This window comes from Aquimarina celericrescens (genome assembly GCF_042682765.1).
GTDB classification, from domain to species: domain Bacteria; phylum Bacteroidota; class Bacteroidia; order Flavobacteriales; family Flavobacteriaceae; genus Aquimarina; species Aquimarina celericrescens.
This window is the reverse complement of record NZ_JBHUHY010000002.1, coordinates 837,168-857,805: the sequence shown is the minus strand read 5'-3', so window position 1 is coordinate 857,805 and position 20,638 is coordinate 837,168. Positions and strand designations below refer to the sequence as shown.

Genomic DNA, 20,638 nt, shown 5'->3' with positions numbered 1-20,638 from the left:
AGCTGTTTACTCAATCTGATTCAACAACCAATAATTATTCTTTTTTAATGTTGGTGGATTCTGTTTTACCATCATTGATAGCCTCAGCATTTTGGTCTTTTAGATATTTGTCTAAAAATTGACGTATTTTACCATAGGCTTCGATTTGATTTTCTTTTTTTACAAAACCATGACCTTCATCCTCGAATAAAACATACTCTACTGGAACACCATTTTTTCTGACTCCTTCAACGATTTCATCTGATTCGATTTTAAGTACTCTTGGATCTTGCGCACCCTGAAGTACGAGTAAAGGTTTTGTTACTTTTTCAGTATGGAAAAGGGGCGAGATTTCTCTTAAGCGAACTGAATCTGCTGTATTAGGATCACCCATTTCTGTATATAATGCTTCTTTAAAAGATTCCCACCATGGCGGAATACTTTTTAATGTTCTTAACCAATTCGTTACACCAAAAATGTTTACACCTACTTTAAACTCTTCGGGAGCATAAGTAAGCGCAGCCATGGTCATATATCCACCATAAGAACCTCCTATGATTCCTATTTTATCGGCATCAATAATTTCTTGTTTTGCTAACCAATCTTTTCCTGCAATACAATCTTTAAGATCTTTATCGCCATGGTTTTGATCATCCATTTTATAGAAAGATTTTCCATAGCCGCTACTACCTCTATTATTCACAGCCAGAATTGCATACCCATGATTAACCAGATATTGAATGGTAGAGTTAAACCCTTGCCTTGATTGTCCCCCTGGACCACCATGAACCCATACCAAAGCCGGAACCTTATTGTCTGAAGAGGCTTGTTTTGGTTGGTAGTATATAGCAGGAACTTCTAATCCATCAAAAGATTTAAATCGCACTACCTCTGATGCTACAAGATGATCAGGGTTGATCTCTTCGTTTAGGACGTCGGTTAATTTATAATACTCTTTAGTTTCCAGATTATAGGCATAAGAATTTGTTGGGGTGTTAGATCCTCCTATTCTTAATAATGCCATAGACTCATCTCTAGAAAAACTTGCGCCCAATATCTGCTGCCCTTCTATATCTGGAAATTGAACTTCATTTCCAGAGGCAACTTCTTTTACGCTCATCACAGTTTTTGCATCCTCATTAGTAAACATTACCTGATATTTTCCTGTTCTGGTAAAATAGAAATTAGTGATGTCCCAATCTTTTTCAAGCACTTTTTCCTTGGTGCCATCTTCGAGATTGTATTTCATTAAGTAACTGAACTCTGCATTATCATCGGTTGTATAGTAGAAGAATTTATTGTCAGGAGAGAAGTCTTCAGGAGAGCTACCACTTATATTCTCATTGATTTTTATTTTCTCGTTAGTTTTTGTATTTAACAAATAAAGGTCATTGTCATTGGTATTAATAGGTTTTGTAAGCGCAATATATTTTCGGTCATCAGACATTCCGCCAAACTGCATTCCATCTATATTTTTATATATAATTTTGGACTTGAAGTTTTCAAGATTCATTTCGTAATGATCCATAAATTTTGGATCACGCTCATTACTACCATAAAAGAAACTCTTACCATCTTTGGCCCATCCTCTAAATAAAGCTCTTACCTTTTTTTCTGGTGTAAGGCGTTTGATACCAGAACTATCTTTCATGAAAATCTTGAAGATTTCATTCCCATTGCCATCCATTCTAAACAGAATTCTGTCATCTTCTGGAAAGTAAGATATTCCGAATACAGAAGAACTGTCTGAAGCTGTAACTGGAGCAAACTCACCTCCTTTTACAGGAGTGGTATAAATATTATAAATTCCTGACCTGTTGCTAGTCATTAATACAGTCGATTTATCAGGAGAAAAACCATTAGAAAATGCATTTTCATTATCCATAAATTGCTCGATAGAGTATTGTTCTATCTCTACAATTTTAGCCGTCTCTTCTTTTTTTTCTTGTTTACAAGAGTAAAAAAGGAAAATGCTTAAACTAAATATTACTAGTTGTTTCATAAGTGTATTTGTGTGTTAATTATTCTAAATTAAAGCTTTTTGTTTCCTTAAAGGGAGAAGCTTTTAATTTTTCAATTTCTTCTCGATAGGATTTCCAATCCTCGATAAAAAACTCATTGGTTTTATTCAACGCATCTTGTAATGCTTCTTTTGCTTGCTGTATCAATGTGTTTTCTGTAGCTGTTAATCCATTCTGGCGACTTTGTACATACCTAAGGGCAGTTCCCATGCGCTGCATAACGTTAACTTCGGGATTACGTGTGATGCCTTGCCGCTTATCTTCTTTTCCAATATAAATGGCAATGACGCTGTCTATTTTTTTGGTAATATCTTTAGAGCGCTTAATCTGATCCTTGAATTTCTTTTTATCCAATTCTTTGAGCTCTTTTTGATATTTTGAGGCAATCTCTTTACTTTCTACAAGTTGTTTTACGGCATCTGCAGCTGTTTGTCTCATTTTTTCGAGATTTTTTGAAGCAGTATACACTTCATTTATGCTTTTCTGAGACACTTGTAATCTTGGATCTGATTTTACTTCTATCATGGTCTCAGAAGTTTGATCTCCATATTGCATCACTAATTTATATTTGCCTGGTTTTACAGTTACTCCACCTGGCTCTTTATCCTGCTTTTTAATTTTTCGTAAAGGACGATCAGCTCCTTTTTCATCCATAAACCATTTTGTTTTATGAAATCCAGTAGAATCAGGTATTTTTTGTTTTAAAGTTCTTATCAATCGATCTCCATCATATACTTTAAGATAAATAGAATCCCATTTTATCTTTGCTTCATCTTTTTCGTCTTCTTCTGTAATGTCATTTTCTTCTTCTTCTTCATCCGTTTCTTTTTCGGTATCTTCCTTTTTCTTTTCTTCAACTTTTAGATAATATGTTATGAGTGCTCCATAATCACGGTTTTCTCCATTATATAAAGCATCTCCTCCAAAGCGACTCCCTGTGGGTTGTTGATATGCTGATTGATAAGCAGTGGGAGGCGTAAAAAGCTTCAATTTCTGATTTAAAATAGCGCTATTTTTTGCTAAAGCCCTTAAAGGTCTTATATCATCCAGTACCCACGCAGCTCTACCAAATGTTCCAATTACTAAATCATGTTCTCTAGGTTGAATTACCAAATCTTTTACAGGGACTGTAGGGAATCCTTTTGTCCACTTGGTCCACTTGTTACCAGCATTCATAGAAATATATAATCCATCATCGGTACCTAAGAACAAAAGATTTTTTTCAATAGGATCTTCAACAATACAAAGTGCATAACTTTTTACATCGTTTTGGTCTACAATTCGGTTCCATGTTTTACCATAATCGCTAGTTCTATAGGCATAGGGAGTATAGTTAAATCTTCTATAGTCATTAGCAACAAGTAACGCTTCACCTTTTTTCTTATTTGAGGCTTTGATCTGTACAATCCAACTACCTTGAGGTAATCCTTTTATGTTTTTAGAAACATCTGTCCAATTTGCACCTCCATTTTGCGTTAAATGTACTCGACCATCATCTGTACCGGCCCAAAGCATATTTTGTTCCAGAGGTGAAGGTTCTAAGACCAGAACGGTACAGTGGTTTTCTGCCCCAGTTGCATCCATTGTTAATCCACCACTTTCAGACTGCTTTAATTTTTCTGGATCATTGGTAGTTAAATCTGGTGAGATAATCTCCCAGGTAAGTCCTTTATCTGTGCTTTTATGTACAAACTGGCTTCCAAAATAAATAGTATTATTATTAAAAGGATCTATATTAATAGCAGCATTCCAGTTAAAACGTAGTTTTACTTTTGGATCGGGATGTGTTGGGCGCACGGTATAATTATTTCCTGTCATCCAATCATATCGGCTTACGAATCCTTGTTGACTCATAGACCAACCATATCGAGAATCATCTTTATCGGGAACGACATCAAAACCATCTCCAAAAGAGATTTCTTGCCAATAAGAGTTTCTTATTCCCTGAGCCTTCCAAACGTAAGCAGGCCCTCGCCAACTACCATTGTCCTGCATGCCCCCATATACATTGTATGGGAACTCATTGTCAATATTTATATGATAGAATTGTGCTACTGGAAGGTTTCCAATAAATCGCCAGGTTTTACCACCGTCGCGGGTTATATTTAAACCTCCGTCATTACCATCGATCATATAATTACCATCATTGGGATGAATCCACCAGGCATGATGATCTGGATGTACACCATTATCAACACCATAAGCGGGCATTAATTGTGAAAAGTTTTTTCCTCCGTCCTGGGAAACATTTACGTAGGTAAAAACAGAATATACCCTATTTTCATTTTGAGGATCTACAAATATATCTGAGTAATAAAAAGGACGATTCCCTATGTCATTTTTATCATTAACTTTTTTCCACTTAAAACCTCCATCGGTTGATTTGTAAAGGGCATTCTTTTTGGCTTCGACCAAGGCATAAATAATATCTGGTTTATTAGCAGCAATTGCCAAACCGATTCGACCTAAATCACCTTTTGGCAAACCGTCCTTGTCTGTACGCTTTTCCCAGGAATCACCTCCATCATGACTAATATAAAGACCAGATCCTTCGCCTCCTGATTTAAAGAACCAGGGATCACGCTTATGTTCCCACATAGCCGCTATTAATTTATTTGGGTTGGTGGGGTCCATGATTAAATCTGCTGCTCCGGTCTTATTGTTTGCAAACAGAATCTTATTCCATGTTTTTCCGCCGTCTGTAGTTTTAAATACTCCTCTTTCTGGATGTTCTCCCCATGGAGAACCTATGGCAGCTACATATACAATATTAGGATTGGTTGGGTCGACAATGACCCTATGAATATGTCGAGTTTTTTCTAAACCCATGTTTTTCCAACTTTTACCACCATCTAAGGATTTATAAATTCCATATCCACCATTGAGGCTGTTTCTTGGATTACCTTCACCGGTTCCTACCCAAATCACAGAGGGATTAGATTGTTGTATGGCCACTGCACCAATAGATGCAGTTGTTTCTTTATCAAAAATAGGTTCCCATTTTATACCCCCTGAAGTTGATTTCCATAAACCACCCGATGCTGTTCCGGCATAGATAATATTTGGATTAGAAGTTACTACATCAATTGCAGTAACGCGACCGCTCATTCCACCAGGACCTATATTGCGTGGGGTAAGATCTTTAATAAGATCCATAGAAAATTGTTGCTGCGAGAAAAGTGTCCCTGTAATTAATAATAGCAGTAGTGATATGACTTTTTTCATTTTTTTGGGTGTGAGTTAATTATTATAGTTGTATTTGTTTTTCCAGCGTCTTTAAAAAGTAAATTTTGGGATACTTTTTCTTCAAATCTAAAAGTTCTTGTTCTATAATTCTTGGAGAAATATGAGTAGCGATTACGTGTTCGGGGTTAATATACTTTTGTATTAAAACTGATGCATTATCATGTAAAAGCATCCAATAGGGTAGAATGGCAATATCTATGGCTTCGTCAGAGAGTTTTAATTGAGGAAACAGATTTAACTCTACTAGCCAATCGGTATCTCCTACATGGAGAATTTTCTTGTTATCTATATTGAGTATGTATCCAACATTTTCTACACTAAGATGTTTTTTTCCTGCATGATCGATTTTTAGACCGGTGATTCGGGTATTTCCCAGATTGAAGTTTTGTTTTATATAGTCTTTGGTACCTATAGTGTAAATATTATTTTTAAGATTACCAATGCTTTTTGTTACTTGTTCAGGTCCAAAAAGAACAGATTTATGATTTGTTTTTAGATATTTTTCTGATAATTCGCTATTATAATGGTCACCATGATAATGAGTAAATAATATAGCATCAGGCCTTAGCTGAGTAGTGATTTTATTTACCAAACTGTCTGTTGGAAACAAATAATCATCTCCATACTTTGTATGTAATCCATCTATAAGAACAGAAAATTGACTTCCAGAAATATATACACCCATATTTCCTGTATATGTAATAGAAATGTTTTCTTGAGCCCTGTAAAAAAAACTTAGAACAACAGTAGTGAGAAGAAAGAGTATTTTTAACACTTTTTGATGGGTTGACAATAAGGTATCTAAAGTAAATAAAATGAAAATGCCAAAGTCTTAAAGGCGTGTTAAGGTAAAATGAGATAATTTAGATGCTCGAAATATAATAGCTATGAAAACGTTTATAGCACTTATTTTCAAGAACGATACAATTGTTTATGATTTTGATACTCGCAACCAGGAGATCATAGAAAAAGTTGAAGTAACAGAGGCTTCTAAGAAATTGGTAGCTACAAATATGATTTAATTTGTGAGCGAAAATCATATAGTGGTACGTTATGCTCATAACAGGGTTATATATTGGGAATGTCTTGAGGATTATGGTACAGTAAAACGATTATTTTCTTAATAATCTAGGGTGTCATTATTTTAGAATTATTTCCATCTCTTGCAGAAATAAGACGAAAGTCTTTATCTACTTTGATTATGATTTTTTTACCGGTATGTAAATTGACCATTTTCCATCTAAACCCATAAGTGGTCTCAAAGATTGCCGATCTGGCCATATTTCGCATATCAATATCGTCTATTTTTTCAACAATTTGATTCACTAGAAGGTCAATACCTCTTTGTTTAACTTCTTCTGGTGAGAGTTTACGATCAATTTGATTTTGAACTTGATCAATTGTAGCTAAAGATTGATCTTGTTTATTCAAATTTGGGTATAATAAAAAGGAAGAAAATACCAATAACGGGAGTATGTAATTTTTCATAATCTTGGGGTTTTAAAATTAGAACTACATACTATACTATCCAGATACTATGTAATTACTCTGAGTTTTTGTTCGTAATCATATTGTATTAGTACTATTGCTTTTAACAATTATCTTAAAATAGGGGTAATGCTAAATTTACCAATTATTAAACTGTTTTATGATATGGTTTTGTTAAAAAAGCCTTAACTTTTCTTAAAAATTGGGATATTCACGTAAATATTTGGTCTTTTACCGATTAAATATTAAAAAGATATAGAGAGAATTAGTTTTGCTGTTCTTTTTCTATAGTATAGATTTTTCTACCTAATTCTGCTAGAAAAGGAATGCCGATCTCATGGTATTCATAATGATCATCATTGAAAATACCGTTTTTATTCACATGAATAGTGGCCGAGAGTATAAATTCTATATCATTTTTAATATCCCTTATGTAGGCGCAATCGGTAAGGTATCCGTATGCATAACCAACCTTGTTATATATCTTCAAATGTTTGGGGATATCATTTTTATTATCACCAAAAATGAAAAACTTTCCATAAGAATCATAATATGTTTTTTTGTCATACCCAGCTTCACCAGGTAACGTACCCATGGTTTCTATTACAAAACTTCGATCATCATCATTAATATCGAAACGGTCAGATTCTGTAAATGACTCAGGGAAGTGAACGCGTTTCATCATACTATGCAAAGATCTAATCGGGAGATAGTTTTTTTTAGAAAAGTCTTTGGGATGTAGAAGCAATGTATCGTTATAAATATAACCTTTACCCTTTACAATTTTTTTCAATTCTAATTTGGGTTGGAAAGAGTTTTCTATACTCGCCTGTACATATATGGGAATACTATCTTGGATGTTTTCCTTGAAAAGAATAGATTGGGTTTTCAAATTTTGAGAATGAAAAGCAGACAACCGATGAAAAATCCGTCCTTTTATATTTTTGGATTGTAAGTTTTGATTGATGTAATCTTGACCAAGAAACTCGAATAAACGATTATATGCTTGATTATCGCTTACAGCAAAAATTTGAGTAATCGCTTCTTCAATAGAAGTATACAGCGTATCATTTTGTGTTTTAAAAATTGTTTTTCTATTAATGTTAATTCCTTTTTCTTGTAATCTTTTCATTTTTTCCAAAGCCATTAAAGCTACAGGAAATTTTACTGAACTAGCAGGATAGAAATAGGTGCTGTCGTTTACATTAAATTCAAAATCCTCGAAACTGATCTCACCATTTTTACTTCGATTAATCTGCGTGTATATGATTTGAACCTCATAATCATTATAATTTTGCATTACTTTGTTGATACTATCTGAATCAGAATCAAGGGCAATTTCTAATGGATTTTGTTTTGAACAAGAGATAATAGCCAGCACTAGTAGGGTTACGAGGAAAGTTTTTATTTGCATGTGTCTATTTTTGATATAACCTCTTTCCCGCTTCATAATACTTATCACCTTCTATCCAGAAAGGAGTGTTAGGATTGTTGGCAATATTTCTGCAGGCCAGTACATAAGACTGGAAAAACTTGTACAAATAATCATAATCTACAGAGTCTGGATTGTCTGTAACTTGATGATAATATTTTGTTATTTCTTCGTCAAAAGCGGTGAATCCCATACTAAAAGTTGGAGCGGGGATTCCTTTTGCTGCAAAATTCACGTTATCTGATCTATCAAATAAACCTTGTTCTGGAGCTGGGTCGTCTATTGCTTCGAGTCCAAATTGAGTAGTAGCATCCGTAATATCCTTTTTGGCTGTAGTCCTACCTAAACCTATGATCGTAGCTTTGGAAGTGTCATTATATCCACCATTATCGCTATTAAAACAATAAACCATGTTTTTTAATGGAATTACAGGATTTTCTACATACCATTTGCTTCCTAAAAGTCCTTTCTCTTCTCCGGTGAAAAGAATAAAAAGTGCAGATCTTTTAGTTGGATACCGGGCAATATTTTTTGCCGCCGAAAGTACTGTTACGGTTCCTACTGCATTGTCTCTTGCTCCATTATAAATGGAATCATTTTCTATAGCTTTACCAATACCAACATGATCATAGTGGGCAGAATAAATAATATATTCATTTTTTAGTTCAGGATCTGAACCTTCTACAATACCAACCACATTTTGTGAGTTTATGGTGCTGTTTTCAATTCCTTCAACTATAATTTCTATTTTAGCTTCTTTTTTCTCTATAAATGATTTACTAACACTCTCGTTAGTGTCATTAATCCATAAGTAAGTAAAATCACTTGTATCCTGTTCTTTGTTTGCAACGCTCATTTTGGTTCCATTAAAATAGTGTTCCATTTGCATTGCGGTTTTATGATCAAGATTACACATCTCTATAACGCCCAGGGCACCATTTTTTTTGGCAAATTCTTTTTTTTCTTCAGTTAATGAAAAAGCCTGTCTTAATTCTTTATTTTTGCTAGATCCAACAATACATATTACAAATTTTCCTTTTACGTCTACGTTGTTATAATCTTCTTCAAGGCCATAATTTAGAAATACTGCATTTCCGTTATAGTTAACATTATCACTATTGATAGTAAAAATCTGTTCAAGTTTTATAGAATCCAGCTTAAACACTGTCTTTGTAGCGCCAGAAATGCTTTTTAAAGTCACGGGCTGCAGATAGCTTTTAGTTTCTGGGATTGGTTTTACACCATAACTTCTTAACATATTCGCTAAGTATTGTGCGGCAATTTTGTTTTCTGATGTGCCAGTCTGCCTACCTTTTAACTCATCAGAGGCTAAAAAATAAATATGACCTTCTATTTCGCTTTTTGAAACAGTAGACATGACTTTTTCAATATCATTTTGCGCATGAATAGAAGAAATGAAAACAAAAAACAGCGAGAGTAATAGTAGTTTTTTCATAATATGATATAAGTTAAGATGTGGATATGCTATAAGTTTTTCAAAATAACAGAAAACAAAGTACCAATTTAGATTCTTTTCAAAGATAAGAATTGTAGATAATTTTGTGTTTGAAATGCAGAGCGCACTTTTTTTGACCTAAAATTCTGTAAAACAAATGTTAATTGTTGTTTCTTAACTCTTGTTTAGGTTCCTATCTTTTATAAAATGTGCTAACTTTATCTAATGAAAAAGAAAAAGAAAATTTTCAAAAAAGGCTTTGCTTTCAAACCTTTTGTTGCAAAAGAACAATCTCCGTTCGAAAGGCTTTTTGATATTTTTCAGGAAATCATTACTCATACTTCTGGGGATTTAGATGAAGCCCTGGACTGGATGAAAGAACTTGATAAAGAATATCAATTAACCGACGACAACTATACCTTGGATGATTTTGTCGAAGATCTTAAAAAGAAAGGGTACATTCGAGAAGAGCTCAAACCTAATGGAAAAGGAGGAATGTCTATCACTGCCAAAACAGAACAAGCTATACGTAAAAGAGCTTTAGATCAAATTTTTGGTAAATTAAAGCGTAGCAGAGCCGGAAATCATCGAACAAATTATGTAGGTAGAGGTGATGAACACGCGGGAGAATTTAGAAATTATCAATATGGAGATTCTTTAGAACGTATTTCAATTACCGAGAGCCTAAAAAATGCACAGATTAATCATGGTATTGGAGATCTTAACCTGACCGAAGACGATCTGATTGTTGAAGAAACTCAATACAAAGCTCAGATGAGTACTGTTTTAATGATCGATATTAGTCATAGCATGATCTTGTATGGAGAAGATCGTATTACCCCAGCCAAAAAAGTAGCAATGGCGCTGGCTGAACTTATTACAACAAGATATCCAAAGGATACACTTGATATTTTAGTATTCGGGAATGATGCATGGCCAATTGCCATAAAAGATTTACCATATCTGCAAGTTGGTCCTTATCATACCAATACCGTTGCTGGTTTGCAATTAGGAATGGATATGTTGCGAAGAAAGCGTAATACTAATAAGCAAATTTTTATGATTACCGATGGTAAGCCTAGTTGCCTTAGAATGCCTGATGGACAATATTATAAGAACAGCAATGGACTTGATAGGCACATTGTGAATAAGTGTTATATGATGGCACAACAAGCCAGAAAATTACATATACCTATTACCACATTTATGATTGCGCAAGACCCCTATTTGATGCAGTTTGTTCGTGAGTTTACTTATGCAAATCAAGGCAAAGCATTTTATACCGGGCTTAAAGGATTAGGAGAGATGATTTTTGAGGATTACGAAACCAACAGAAAAAAAAGAATCAAAGGATAACTTAATAAAAATTAATTGTTTTTGAGAAAAGAAAAATATGAAAATAGAGACGATAAAGACACTTGGCGATTTAAAAAAAGCCGGATACGAAAGTAAATCTATAAAAGATGAACTTAGACATAATTTAAGAAGTAGAATAAGTAATAAAGAAGAGACATTCACAGGAATTCATGGATATGAAAACACAGTAATCCCAGAACTGGAGAGAGCAATTCTATCCAGACATAATATTAACCTATTAGGATTGAGAGGTCAAGCCAAAACACGTCTGGCAAGGCAAATGATAAACCTATTAGATGAGTGGATTCCTGTAGTTGATGGATCAGAAATCAACGATGATCCTTTTCATCCCATATCTAGATATGCATCTAATTTAATAGAAGAGAAGGGAGATGATACGCCTATTAACTGGTTGCATAGGTCAGAACGTTTTGCAGAAAAATTGGCTACGCCAGATGTTACCGTCGCAGATATTATAGGAGATGTTGATCCCATCAAAGCAGCAAACTTAAAACTAAGTTATGCAGATGACCGTGTTATACATTTTGGGATGATTCCCAGAGCTAACAGAAGTATTTTTGTTATCAATGAATTGCCTGATTTACAGGCTCGCATACAGGTAGCACTTTTTAACATATTACAAGAAGGGGATATACAAATCAGGGGATTTAAATTGAGATTACCGCTTGATATACAGTTTGTATTTACCGCAAATCCAGAGGATTATACAAATCGGGGAAGCATCGTTACTCCATTAAAAGATAGAATAGGTTCTCAAATCCTTACCCACTATCCCGAAACGATTGAAATAGCAAAGACTATTACTCAGCAAGAAGCAAGATTGGACACAAGACAAAGTGATTTGGTTTATGTCCCTGATATTGCAAAAAATCTTTTGGAGCAAATTAGTTTTCAGGCACGACAGAGCGAATTTATTGATCATAAAAGTGGAATAAGTGCCAGGATGAGTATCACAGCATACGAAAACTTGTTAAGTACGGCAGAGTATCGTGCATTGCGTTCTGGTGATAACAAAACTTTATTACGATTAAGTGATTTTATAGGAGTTATTCCGGCGATTACGGGTAAAGTAGAATTGGTTTATGAAGGAGAACAAGAAGGAGCAGCATCAGTTGCAAATTCATTGATTGCAGAAGCCATCAAAGAATTGTTTCCCGATTATTTTCCGGCCATAGAAAAGTTAGAGAAAGAGGATTATGAAAGTCCGTATCAAGAATTAATCAATTGGTTTTTTGAAGAGAGCGGATTCGAATTACTAGATGAAATCCCGGATGCAGCATATAAATCAAAATTAGATGCTGTTAAACCTCTTAATGATTTGATCAAAGAATATCAATCTGATCTCGATAAAGATGATCATTATTTTATGAAAGAATTCTTATTATGGGGATTGGTAGAATATAAAAAATTGAGTAAACATCGATTATCCGAAGGTTTTCAGTTCAATGATCTTTACGGAAGCTATATTAGTGGATTGTAAGAGTTACCACCAAACAATAAAAAATCGTGTATAAGAATCTTCATTACTCTTTACCCAGAGTAATGGAGATTTTTTTTGATTAAGTTTTTCGTTAAGAGGCTTTAAAATATCAGTAAACGAAAACCAGTTTTGATTATATTTTGGATCTACGACCCAATCTTTTTTTTCGGGCATATAAAAATGAAAGGATTCAAATAGCCCAGAAGCAAATTCCTCAATATTCATCCAATACCCAACAATACAGTTGTGATCCAGTTGTTGTGGTTGAATTTTTTTTCGAGAAAAAGGAATAAACAGATTGGCTAAATAACAGACTTGCTGCTCAATTTTTGCCGAATACAACTGAAAATCTTCTAAAATAGCTTCAACTTCTTCATCATATAATAAAGAGAACTGTTTGTTTTTTAGTTTTTCTACTTTCTGAAGTAGTGAGTCTTTGCGATTTGGACCTATCCAGCGATGAAATTCAGGATTTATATCTGGATCATACAGATAAAATTTGTAGACTAGCTCTACATGAATTGTTTTTTTATGATATAAGTCTTTAATAATAAAATCCAGTTCGCCAATAGTAATTTTACCCTTAAAAACCTGAATGTTTTTTGCAATCATTTGGTATCGATCAGAGTTTTCGATACCATATTCGAAGAAACGTTCAATGCGTTTACCCAATACTTCATTATCCTTCATAAAAATTTCAATACCAGTTGCAGGCAATAAACTTCTGGACAACTCTTCGAAATCAAAGGCGGGTATTCCTAGTTGCGGTGTTATATTTGTTAAGGGTTTACTTCGTAAAAAACCTAAATATTGATTTCTAAAAGACATTAACCTTATTTGATGATTTTGGTTCCATCTGGATACAGAGCAAACCTTCCTTCAGATTTATCATGTACATGATCGTGACTTGGCCATGGCCATCCCCCAAATTCTGTTTGTTGATATTCAGAGATAGCTTCTCTGATTTCTATTTGACTATTCATGACAAATGGACCATGTTTAACAATAGGTTCATTAATAGGTTTACCTTGTAATACTAAGAAATGGGCTTCAGTATTTCCATTTGAAAGTTCAACTTCTTCATTTGCATTAAGAATAATTTCTTGATGTACCGGGATTGTGTAGTCTTCAGAGGTAATTTCATCACCTTTAAAAAAATATATGGATCTATTGATTCCCGATGAAGCTTTTGGAAATTTGTAAACAGCGTTTGGTTCCATTTTAATAGTACATATAAGAACCTCATTCGCTGGATTAGCGGCCCAAGAGTCTGGAGCAGGAGTAGGAGCTTTAGTGTCATGAAGTTCTCCGGCTATCAAGGTTATTTCAATGCTGTTTTCATTACTATCTTTTAAGTGTAGTTGTGGTATTTCTTCATTCCAAAGCATTTTGAAATGAGGTTCGACCATTTTTTTATCTTTTGGAAGATTAAGCCAAATTTGAAATAATAAAAAAGGATTTTCTTTTTCTGTATTTAACAAGGGGAACATTTCTGAATGCTGAACACCTTTACCTGCAGTCATCCATTGAACATCTCCATTGCCAAACCGGCCTGCAGCTCCTAAAGAGTCAGAATGATCCACCAACCCTTTTTGAACAATGGTTACGGTTTCAAAACCTTTATGTGGATGTGCTGGAAATCCGGGAACCCTCGTGCCATGATACATGCGCCAACCATCTTTTGTATTGAAATCTTGACCTAGGTTATGACCTTCTAATAAAGCATCGGGACCAAGTTTTCCGTTTCCTTTGGGGTATTGATCTTCGTGATACGCACAAAATAAAAAGGGATCACTAGTTTCCCATACAAAGTCTAAGGGTTTAATCTTTATGATTGCAGACATGAAGAAAAATTTATGTAGTGAAATTTATAGCTTTTGCATAAGAAATTATGATAATAAATGGTTAAAACCCAATTCGTGCCTTAGATTGATTTGCGGTTCATTTCATTGTATAGAACCAATTCATACTGAGCCAAAGATCATTTTCTGAACCAGATTTCAATAGCCCATCCAAACGGTAGTCTAACCCTAACTCTATCTTATTCTTTTTGTTAATTTCATACCCTAAAAACGGTAATATCCTAGTTTCCAAATCCGATTCTGAATCTTGAAACTTTAAAAGATACTCATTACTTAATTTAAAATAAAATTCACCCGGGTCTATGGTACTACCCGAAAGTGGTTTTTCTACAGCTATTCGGTAACGTAGTCTAAATTCTGGTGCTTCATTTCGGCTAAATGTTTGGTCACTGACAAGGCGATGCCCCAATCGTATCAGATCATAATTTTGTACGATAGTAAATTGTTGAATAGCCCTATGAATTATTTCTTCACCTTCAATTCTTAATAAATAACCCCAGTTGATTGCTCCATGAGCTCCAATCTTCAAAGCGAGCAATGACGATATGTCTGTGAGCACATATTCATAGTCAAGAGATTCGTCCTTTATATCATCAACAAAGAGTTGTCTTGATTCTATACCGTTCACCCATTTTAATTTTTCTGTTACTTTGGTCGAAACTCGTACTCGAGGTAAAATACCTGTTGAAAAAGAAGATTGAGCATTGATAGAATAACCAAAAACCAGAAATAAAAATACGACTAAAACCTTTCTCATATGACGAGCATTCTTTCCCTTTAAAATTCCAGATTATCGGTAGGCCGTTGAGTGATCTCAAGTACTTTTTGCGTTTTTCCATTAATGTCAAAAAGTATTTCATACATTTTGAAGACAGTATCTTTTTTTGCTTTTACTACTATCTCATAAAGCTGATACGGCAAGTTATTTTTATCTTGCTTTTTTATAGATTGTAATAACTCTTCTGGATTTCCTTTCCATTGGATTTGAGTTTTTATAATCTTATGTTTTGTAAAGAGATTGTCAAGCGTTGATATTATTTTATTCTTCAATTCTCTTTCTAGGGATTTAAACTTAATTTTTCGTTCGACATCGATTAGATGACCAAGTATGTCAAATTCAATGCTATGTTTAATCTTTAAATAACAGATTTTGGCTTCAAAGGTTTTGCCATCCTGACTTTCTTCGGCATACCATTTCACTTTTTGTGCATCAAAAGCATCATTTATAAATGTAACTGCAGCTTTGGGAGCTTCTTCAGCATTAATGCGATATTCTCTTTCAAATTTTGTCTGTGCCTTTACAGCAGAAACCCCAATAAGATAGAAACAAAAGAAAATCACCTTAATCTTACGTAATCGGAGTGTTCTTTTTTTACTTGGTATTCGTTTCATAGTTTTTCAAATCTTCAATAGAGTACTTACTTTTAAATGTAAATGCATAAGGGGTTTCCCCATGTTTTCTTATGTAATGTAATCTTTCTTTGGCTTCTTCAGGCGTTGGATCATGCCCTTTTTCGATATACCAAAATGCCATATGCATCTTTTTCATGTTATGAAACCATTCTTTTTTACGTTTCAGTATCTCTACATGTGCTGTTTTGTATGTAAAATCAAATAAAGTATCGATATTCTCCCAAACAGACATATTGATGATTAAGAAATCGTATTCAAAAACTCGTATCGCTGTAGCGTTGCCTTCATCTCCTTTGAGGCGCCAAACAAATCCGGGACTTTCTTCGGCTAAAGCATTAATTCTGTCAAGATTATTAACAAAATCAATCATCAGGGGATCATTAATAGGAGCAATCATTTCGGCAATGTTTACTTGTGCTAGGTGCATAACGTTTTAGTTTTTATGGTAGTATAGTAAAGCACTCAGTGCAATCATATTGTTTAGCAATTTCTTTCGGATCATATATTTTATTTCCTTTGATGACCTGATAAATATCACGTGTATTTTTGATTTCTTGCAGGGGATTACTATTCAGGATTACGAGATCAGCTACTTTGTTTACTTCAATGACACCCACCTCTTTATCTTTTTGTAAATATCTGGATCCGTTGTAAGATGAAGTTTGCAGAGCTTCTAGCGGATCCAAACCCGCCGCTACCATAGCCTCTAACTCTTTATGCAACGATATTCCTGGATAAGTATACGAGTTATAAGCCCCGCTATCAGATCCCGCAAGCAATTTTACATTAGCATTATTTAGTGACTTCGTTAGCTTTTTAAAAAATGAGTTTAATGCTTTTCTTGATTTTCGAGCCTCTGGCGATGCACTAATAGCACGTTTAATTCTTCCGTTATAAGTTTTTACAATACCTTTCCCTATAATATCTAAATAGGGATCATTTGTATGATCAACTTCATCCAAATAGCTTAGCACATTGCCAATATGAAGGGTAGGGACTACATAAGTATTGTGATTATTTAATAATTGAAATGTTTTTTGTGCCGTACTGTCATGATAAGTAGTCGTTAATTGATCCATAGAATCCCAAAAGCTTAATTCTTTATTGATAATTGCTTGGGTGATCTCTTTTTCTTTTGAAGAACATCCTTTTAGGATATAATATAAATGTTCAACCGCTCCAATTCCCGAAGTAACAGCTTCATTAAGTTCTACTGTAAAAGGCATATGACCTGATGAAATTAAGCCTCTTTCTTTGGCTTGTTTAAGAACTTCGAGATAGTTTTCTCTTGAAATTCGACTGTCATAGATTTTTACAAAATCGGAAGGTATTTTTTCCAGAGAATCCAGAGCTTTAGTAACATCCTCCTGAGACGCTACAACCAAAGAGCCTGCCCAAGTTGCTTGATCTCCATCTAGTTTTGGTCCTGATGTATAGATGGTAGGCCCTATTATTGTGTTATTTTTAATTTCTTTTCTCCATCGTAATATTTCAGAAGTTAAATCTCCTCCTGCGTCTCGCACTGTCGTAATACCGTTTGCAATAAACAATGGTAGCAGATTTTTATTTTCTTCAATTAGAGAATCACCCCCTCTAAGATGAATATGATTATCCCAAAATCCAGGAAGCAGGAACTTACCCAAACCATCCATATGTTTTTCAGAAATATAATCGTTTAGACTATCTGTAACTTTAAGATCTACGATCTTTCCACCGCTGATACAAACAGTTTTTTTCGAAATGCTTCCATCTTCTAAATCAATAATATTAATATTGGAAATTACAATATCGTATTTTATTGTTTCCTTATTCGAACAACTTTGAAGTAGTAGCAAAAGGAAAAAAACGAAGAATGTAGTCTTTTTTACATTGAATGAATAAGCAAAATTTAGGTTGTGCATGGTGAGCGATTTTTATAAATCGAAAATAAAGATTTACATGGATATTTATCTTAAAGTGGTGTTAATGGAATATGTACGGTAAGATAGGTTTGAAAATAAGTTTTAGCCCCAGTCACCACGACTTTTCTGATTGGCCTCACAAAGTTTGAGGATCTCTAAAATTCTTTTATCGCGTGTTTCTTGCCGTTTTGCCTGATTAAGCCAGTAGAGGTAGCTCTTTCGGTATCCTCGGGAAAAGTTTTGGTAATTCTGAAAGGCCTTGGGGTTGTGGTCAAATGCATTTTGGAGGTCTTCAGGAATAACTCCGTTTTCTACGTCATCTAGAGCAGTCCAGGAGCCATTCTTTTTTGCAATTTCAACACTCTTCAAACCACTTTGATGCATAAGATCATTTTTAATAAGATCAGCGATATAGTTTTTATTCACTTTGCTCCAAACGCTCTTTTGCTTGCGGGGACAGAAATATTGTCTACGACGTTCTTTATCTAGTTTTTTTACAGTAGAATCGATCCAGCCGTAGCACAAGGCTACTTTTACAGCTTCTTCCCATCGCATACTAGGCTTTTTTGTGTCTACTTTGTAGAAGATAAGATATACACCATCAGAGGTATTATGGTTTTGATGTAACCAAATTCTCCAGTCCTTATCATTTTTGAAGTATAACTCGGGTTTATCAGACATCAAATCTTAGATATTCATAATTATGGTTTCAAGATACTAATTTGAGATTTGCTAAGTTCATTTATCAAAATGGTAAAAACAAGAATCCTAAAAAGATATTATTGAGTTTTATACCTTTTTATGATTTTATAAATTATCTATGCATGTCTATTTATTCTTACTCCTTTTACCAGTAATTAAATATTCTACAAGATCGTCATTTAATTGATCGCCCGTATTACTATTGGTGAATACCACAAATCCCATGTCTAAATCCTGATACATTAGTGCGAGGCATTTAAAGTCTCCGTTATTGCCGCCATGGCCAAAAGCTAATCCAAATGGTGATTTTTGAATACTGATACTTAACCCAAAGTAATTTTTATATTCATCGGGTACCGGATCGTTATCTCCTTTTGGAATTTCAGTCTGGGTGGTAAACAATTCTTTATAGGTTTCTGATTTAAGGCCTTTTTTATCAGATAAACCCAGTAAGAAATTGCTAAATGCTTTAGCTTCAGTGTGCATACTCCAGGCCATACCAGGTTCTTCGGGCAAAGAAACTTGGGTTGGCATACTATCAAAATGTCCATTGGCAACCACCTTGGCCAAATAATCATTTTTTGAAAAATATGTGTTTTCTAGCCCTAATGGTAGAAGGACTTCATCTTTCAAGAGATCATTAATATCTTTTTGAGTAATATGGGCAACAACTCTTTTTAGATACTCAAATCCTTCTCCTGAATATCCGTATTTCGTACCAGGGGTAAATTTTATATCAATTTTTCCATCTTCGTTCATATACGCCCAATTAGGAAATCCTGTTTTATGTGTTAAGACATGTCTTGCGGTAATCAATTGATAACGTTCATCATGTGCGATTTCTTCAAATGGGAGATATTGGTGTAAAGGTTTATCCAAATCAATCAAGCCACGTTCTACTAATCGCATAACAGCAAATCCAAATACAGGTTTTGTTATTGAAGCAGCTTCAAATAATGTGTTCTCATCTACTTCTTCTTTTGTAAATGTGTTTTTGACGCCATAGGTTTTATGATACATCATTTTTCCATTTTTGATAAGAGCCAGTGATACTCCAGGAATTTCATAATAATCCTGATATGTTTTGATGAAATTATCTATAGCTTCAGGTTTTTGAGGATCAAAATCTTTTAATATGCCTTTTTCCCCAATCAAATTTGGATTAGCTTTTTTGACTAATTCTAAATCATAACTTTCTTTTTTAGTTTTGGCATCTACCGTGATTTTTGTTTCTACATTTTCTTTATTAATTTTTATAATATCTCGATCCAGATATATAATACTGTTTGCTAGAGATACGCTGTATTCACCAAAAGGGAGCTCTGTTTTGTAATTTCCTATAGAATCGATCACGACCTGTGTCCAGAGCATTGGATGATCAATATTTGTAAAACGAATTTTATTAGGGAACTTTTTAAGGGTATCATTTTTCCATCTTAATTGACCAGTTATAGTTGCCGAATTTTTCTTTTCTTTCATTAGGATCACATCTCCTAATCTTCCTGGTCCAGAGCTTTTTCCTCCACCATTACCCCAAGCTATAAAAGAATTATCACCTTCAGCATCATCTACATCTTTATCGATAAAGACATAATCAATTCCAATTGTTTTATTTACAGCTAGTTTATTATTTCCTTTCACTTTACATTCGTAAATAGTGGTAGTACCTTTTCTTTTAGAAACTATTTCTATATTATTCCAGTTGGTTTTAGTTTTTGAGGGATCCCAACTTATAGATTGATTATTGGTGTCTTTATAGTTTTCACCATACTGGTATAAGTCTATTCCAGATCCATCTGGTGAATGTTCCAGGTCTACATAGAAATTAAAGGTGTCTTGGGTATTCCAATCTGATTCTTCTGAAGTATCTACTACATATGAATCATCTGTGACTATAACTAAAATATATAAAGACTGTTCAGAAGTATTATAGCCAACATGAAAATAAGCATTAAAATCATTTTGATCCTTTGGGCCCCGCCCATATGGTAGTTTATTTATTGAATATTTGGTAAGATTTTTTGGCCAGTCTGATGTGTCACCATCAATTTTGATATTAGACATCGGGTAGGCAAAAGCTATTGCCCCATTCGATATAATATCGATAATATTCGAATGTTTTTCTGAAATCCGAGCATTGCTTAAAATTGGAGAAGCAATAAATAAGGCCATAAAGAAGGATGTTGCAAAACATTTTAAAGAGATAGAAGAATTAAATAGCTGCATAACAATTAGTTTTAAGGTAATAAATAAACAAATCTATAGATAAGAAAATGTAGCT

General features: G+C 34.0%; 17 protein-coding genes. 3 read left to right on the top strand and 14 right to left on the bottom strand.

Annotated features, from left to right (window positions below; genetic code table 11):
* Nucleotides 1-34: 34 nt before the first annotated feature.
* The 3 genes from ACFSJT_RS03655 to ACFSJT_RS03645 are packed head-to-tail and all read right to left on the bottom strand — an operon-like array spanning nucleotide 35 to nucleotide 6,021.
* Complete coding sequence (locus tag ACFSJT_RS03655; protein WP_378318842.1) at nucleotides 35-1,981, bottom strand: S9 family peptidase; 1,947 nt, start codon at nucleotides 1,979-1,981, stop codon at nucleotides 35-37.
* Nucleotides 1,982-2,000: 19 nt separating this feature from the next.
* Nucleotides 2,001-5,225, bottom strand: a complete 3,225-nt coding sequence (locus tag ACFSJT_RS03650; RefSeq protein WP_378318841.1) for a WD40/YVTN/BNR-like repeat-containing protein — start codon at nucleotides 5,223-5,225, stop codon at nucleotides 2,001-2,003.
* Between the two features lie 22 nt (nucleotides 5,226-5,247).
* On the bottom strand, nucleotides 5,248-6,021 hold the full coding sequence (locus tag ACFSJT_RS03645) for an MBL fold metallo-hydrolase (protein ID WP_378318840.1): 774 nt from the start codon (nucleotides 6,019-6,021) through the stop codon (nucleotides 5,248-5,250).
* Nucleotides 6,022-6,133: 112 nt separating this feature from the next.
* Here ACFSJT_RS03645 and ACFSJT_RS03640 point away from each other — a divergent pair, with 112 nt between their 5' ends.
* Nucleotides 6,134-6,268 (top strand): hypothetical protein, encoded by a 135-nt coding sequence (locus ACFSJT_RS03640; protein ID WP_378318839.1) that lies wholly within the window; start codon nucleotides 6,134-6,136, stop codon nucleotides 6,266-6,268.
* Between the two features lie 106 nt (nucleotides 6,269-6,374).
* Here the strand turns inward: ACFSJT_RS03640 and ACFSJT_RS03635 are convergent, their stop codons facing one another.
* The 3 genes from ACFSJT_RS03635 to ACFSJT_RS03625 all read right to left on the bottom strand — a co-directional run bounded on the left by ACFSJT_RS03635 (nucleotide 6,375) and on the right by ACFSJT_RS03625 (nucleotide 9,622).
* On the bottom strand, nucleotides 6,375-6,734 hold the full coding sequence (locus tag ACFSJT_RS03635) for a hypothetical protein (RefSeq protein ID WP_378318838.1): 360 nt from the start codon (nucleotides 6,732-6,734) through the stop codon (nucleotides 6,375-6,377).
* Nucleotides 6,735-6,999: 265 nt separating this feature from the next.
* Nucleotides 7,000-8,148, bottom strand: coding sequence for a serine hydrolase (locus ACFSJT_RS03630; protein WP_378318837.1), 1,149 nt, complete (start codon nucleotides 8,146-8,148; stop codon nucleotides 7,000-7,002).
* Between the two features lie 4 nt (nucleotides 8,149-8,152).
* Nucleotides 8,153-9,622, bottom strand: a complete 1,470-nt coding sequence (locus ACFSJT_RS03625; protein WP_378318836.1) for a M28 family peptidase — start codon at nucleotides 9,620-9,622, stop codon at nucleotides 8,153-8,155.
* A gap of 225 nt (nucleotides 9,623-9,847) precedes the next feature.
* Here ACFSJT_RS03625 and ACFSJT_RS03620 point away from each other — a divergent pair, with 225 nt between their 5' ends.
* The gene (locus ACFSJT_RS03620; RefSeq protein ID WP_378318835.1) at nucleotides 9,848-10,978 is read left to right on the top strand and encodes a vWA domain-containing protein; all 1,131 of its coding nucleotides are present in this window, start codon (nucleotides 9,848-9,850) and stop codon (nucleotides 10,976-10,978) included.
* A gap of 37 nt (nucleotides 10,979-11,015) precedes the next feature.
* Complete coding sequence (locus ACFSJT_RS03615) at nucleotides 11,016-12,479, top strand: magnesium chelatase (RefSeq protein WP_378318834.1); 1,464 nt, start codon at nucleotides 11,016-11,018, stop codon at nucleotides 12,477-12,479.
* A 3-nt stretch (nucleotides 12,480-12,482) separates the two neighbouring features.
* On the opposite strand, the gene ACFSJT_RS03610 is transcribed toward ACFSJT_RS03615, so the two are convergent.
* The 8 genes from ACFSJT_RS03610 to ACFSJT_RS03575 all read right to left on the bottom strand — a co-directional run bounded on the left by ACFSJT_RS03610 (nucleotide 12,483) and on the right by ACFSJT_RS03575 (nucleotide 20,583).
* Nucleotides 12,483-13,307 carry a DUF1853 family protein gene (locus ACFSJT_RS03610; RefSeq protein WP_378318833.1) on the bottom strand — a complete coding sequence of 275 codons (825 nt, stop codon included), beginning with the start codon at nucleotides 13,305-13,307 and terminating at the stop codon, nucleotides 12,483-12,485.
* A 5-nt stretch (nucleotides 13,308-13,312) separates the two neighbouring features.
* Nucleotides 13,313-14,323: a pirin family protein gene (locus tag ACFSJT_RS03605; protein WP_378318832.1), complete on the bottom strand. Its 1,011-nt coding sequence runs from the start codon at nucleotides 14,321-14,323 to the stop codon at nucleotides 13,313-13,315.
* Between the two features lie 97 nt (nucleotides 14,324-14,420).
* Nucleotides 14,421-15,098, bottom strand: a complete 678-nt coding sequence (locus ACFSJT_RS03600; protein WP_378318831.1) for a DUF2490 domain-containing protein — start codon at nucleotides 15,096-15,098, stop codon at nucleotides 14,421-14,423.
* Nucleotides 15,099-15,118: 20 nt separating this feature from the next.
* Complete coding sequence (locus ACFSJT_RS03595; RefSeq protein ID WP_378318830.1) at nucleotides 15,119-15,733, bottom strand: hypothetical protein; 615 nt, start codon at nucleotides 15,731-15,733, stop codon at nucleotides 15,119-15,121.
* On the bottom strand, nucleotides 15,714-16,181 hold the full coding sequence (locus ACFSJT_RS03590; RefSeq protein ID WP_378318829.1) for a DUF3291 domain-containing protein: 468 nt from the start codon (nucleotides 16,179-16,181) through the stop codon (nucleotides 15,714-15,716). The genes ACFSJT_RS03595 and ACFSJT_RS03590 overlap by 20 nt, the downstream gene beginning before the upstream one ends.
* Before the next feature lie 13 nt (nucleotides 16,182-16,194).
* The gene (locus tag ACFSJT_RS03585) at nucleotides 16,195-17,655 is read right to left on the bottom strand and encodes an amidohydrolase family protein (RefSeq protein WP_378318828.1); all 1,461 of its coding nucleotides are present in this window, start codon (nucleotides 17,653-17,655) and stop codon (nucleotides 16,195-16,197) included.
* A 102-nt stretch (nucleotides 17,656-17,757) separates the two neighbouring features.
* Nucleotides 17,758-18,336, bottom strand: coding sequence for a YdeI/OmpD-associated family protein (locus ACFSJT_RS03580; protein ID WP_378318827.1), 579 nt, complete (start codon nucleotides 18,334-18,336; stop codon nucleotides 17,758-17,760).
* Between the two features lie 147 nt (nucleotides 18,337-18,483).
* Complete coding sequence (locus ACFSJT_RS03575; RefSeq protein ID WP_378318826.1) at nucleotides 18,484-20,583, bottom strand: serine hydrolase; 2,100 nt, start codon at nucleotides 20,581-20,583, stop codon at nucleotides 18,484-18,486.
* Nucleotides 20,584-20,638: the final 55 nt, after the last annotated feature.

Coding starts and splice junctions, on each gene's coding strand:
- ACFSJT_RS03630 (WP_378318837.1), bottom strand. CDS start 8,148: ATGCAAATAAAAACTTTCCTCGTAACCCTACTAGTGCTGGCTATTATC.
- ACFSJT_RS03615 (WP_378318834.1), top strand. CDS start 11,016: ATGAAAATAGAGACGATAAAGACACTTGGCGATTTAAAAAAAGCCGGA.
- ACFSJT_RS03625 (WP_378318836.1), bottom strand. CDS start 9,622: ATGAAAAAACTACTATTACTCTCGCTGTTTTTTGTTTTCATTTCTTCT.
- ACFSJT_RS03585 (WP_378318828.1), bottom strand. CDS start 17,655: ATGCACAACCTAAATTTTGCTTATTCATTCAATGTAAAAAAGACTACA.
- ACFSJT_RS03610 (WP_378318833.1), bottom strand. CDS start 13,307: ATGTCTTTTAGAAATCAATATTTAGGTTTTTTACGAAGTAAACCCTTA.
- ACFSJT_RS03655 (WP_378318842.1), bottom strand. CDS start 1,981: ATGAAACAACTAGTAATATTTAGTTTAAGCATTTTCCTTTTTTACTCT.
- ACFSJT_RS03580 (WP_378318827.1), bottom strand. CDS start 18,336: ATGTCTGATAAACCCGAGTTATACTTCAAAAATGATAAGGACTGGAGA.
- ACFSJT_RS03595 (WP_378318830.1), bottom strand. CDS start 15,733: ATGAAACGAATACCAAGTAAAAAAAGAACACTCCGATTACGTAAGATT.
- ACFSJT_RS03600 (WP_378318831.1), bottom strand. CDS start 15,098: ATGAGAAAGGTTTTAGTCGTATTTTTATTTCTGGTTTTTGGTTATTCT.
- ACFSJT_RS03590 (WP_378318829.1), bottom strand. CDS start 16,181: ATGCACCTAGCACAAGTAAACATTGCCGAAATGATTGCTCCTATTAAT.
- ACFSJT_RS03640 (WP_378318839.1), top strand. CDS start 6,134: ATGAAAACGTTTATAGCACTTATTTTCAAGAACGATACAATTGTTTAT.
- ACFSJT_RS03635 (WP_378318838.1), bottom strand. CDS start 6,734: ATGAAAAATTACATACTCCCGTTATTGGTATTTTCTTCCTTTTTATTA.
- ACFSJT_RS03620 (WP_378318835.1), top strand. CDS start 9,848: ATGAAAAAGAAAAAGAAAATTTTCAAAAAAGGCTTTGCTTTCAAACCT.
- ACFSJT_RS03575 (WP_378318826.1), bottom strand. CDS start 20,583: ATGCAGCTATTTAATTCTTCTATCTCTTTAAAATGTTTTGCAACATCC.
- ACFSJT_RS03605 (WP_378318832.1), bottom strand. CDS start 14,323: ATGTCTGCAATCATAAAGATTAAACCCTTAGACTTTGTATGGGAAACT.
- ACFSJT_RS03650 (WP_378318841.1), bottom strand. CDS start 5,225: ATGAAAAAAGTCATATCACTACTGCTATTATTAATTACAGGGACACTT.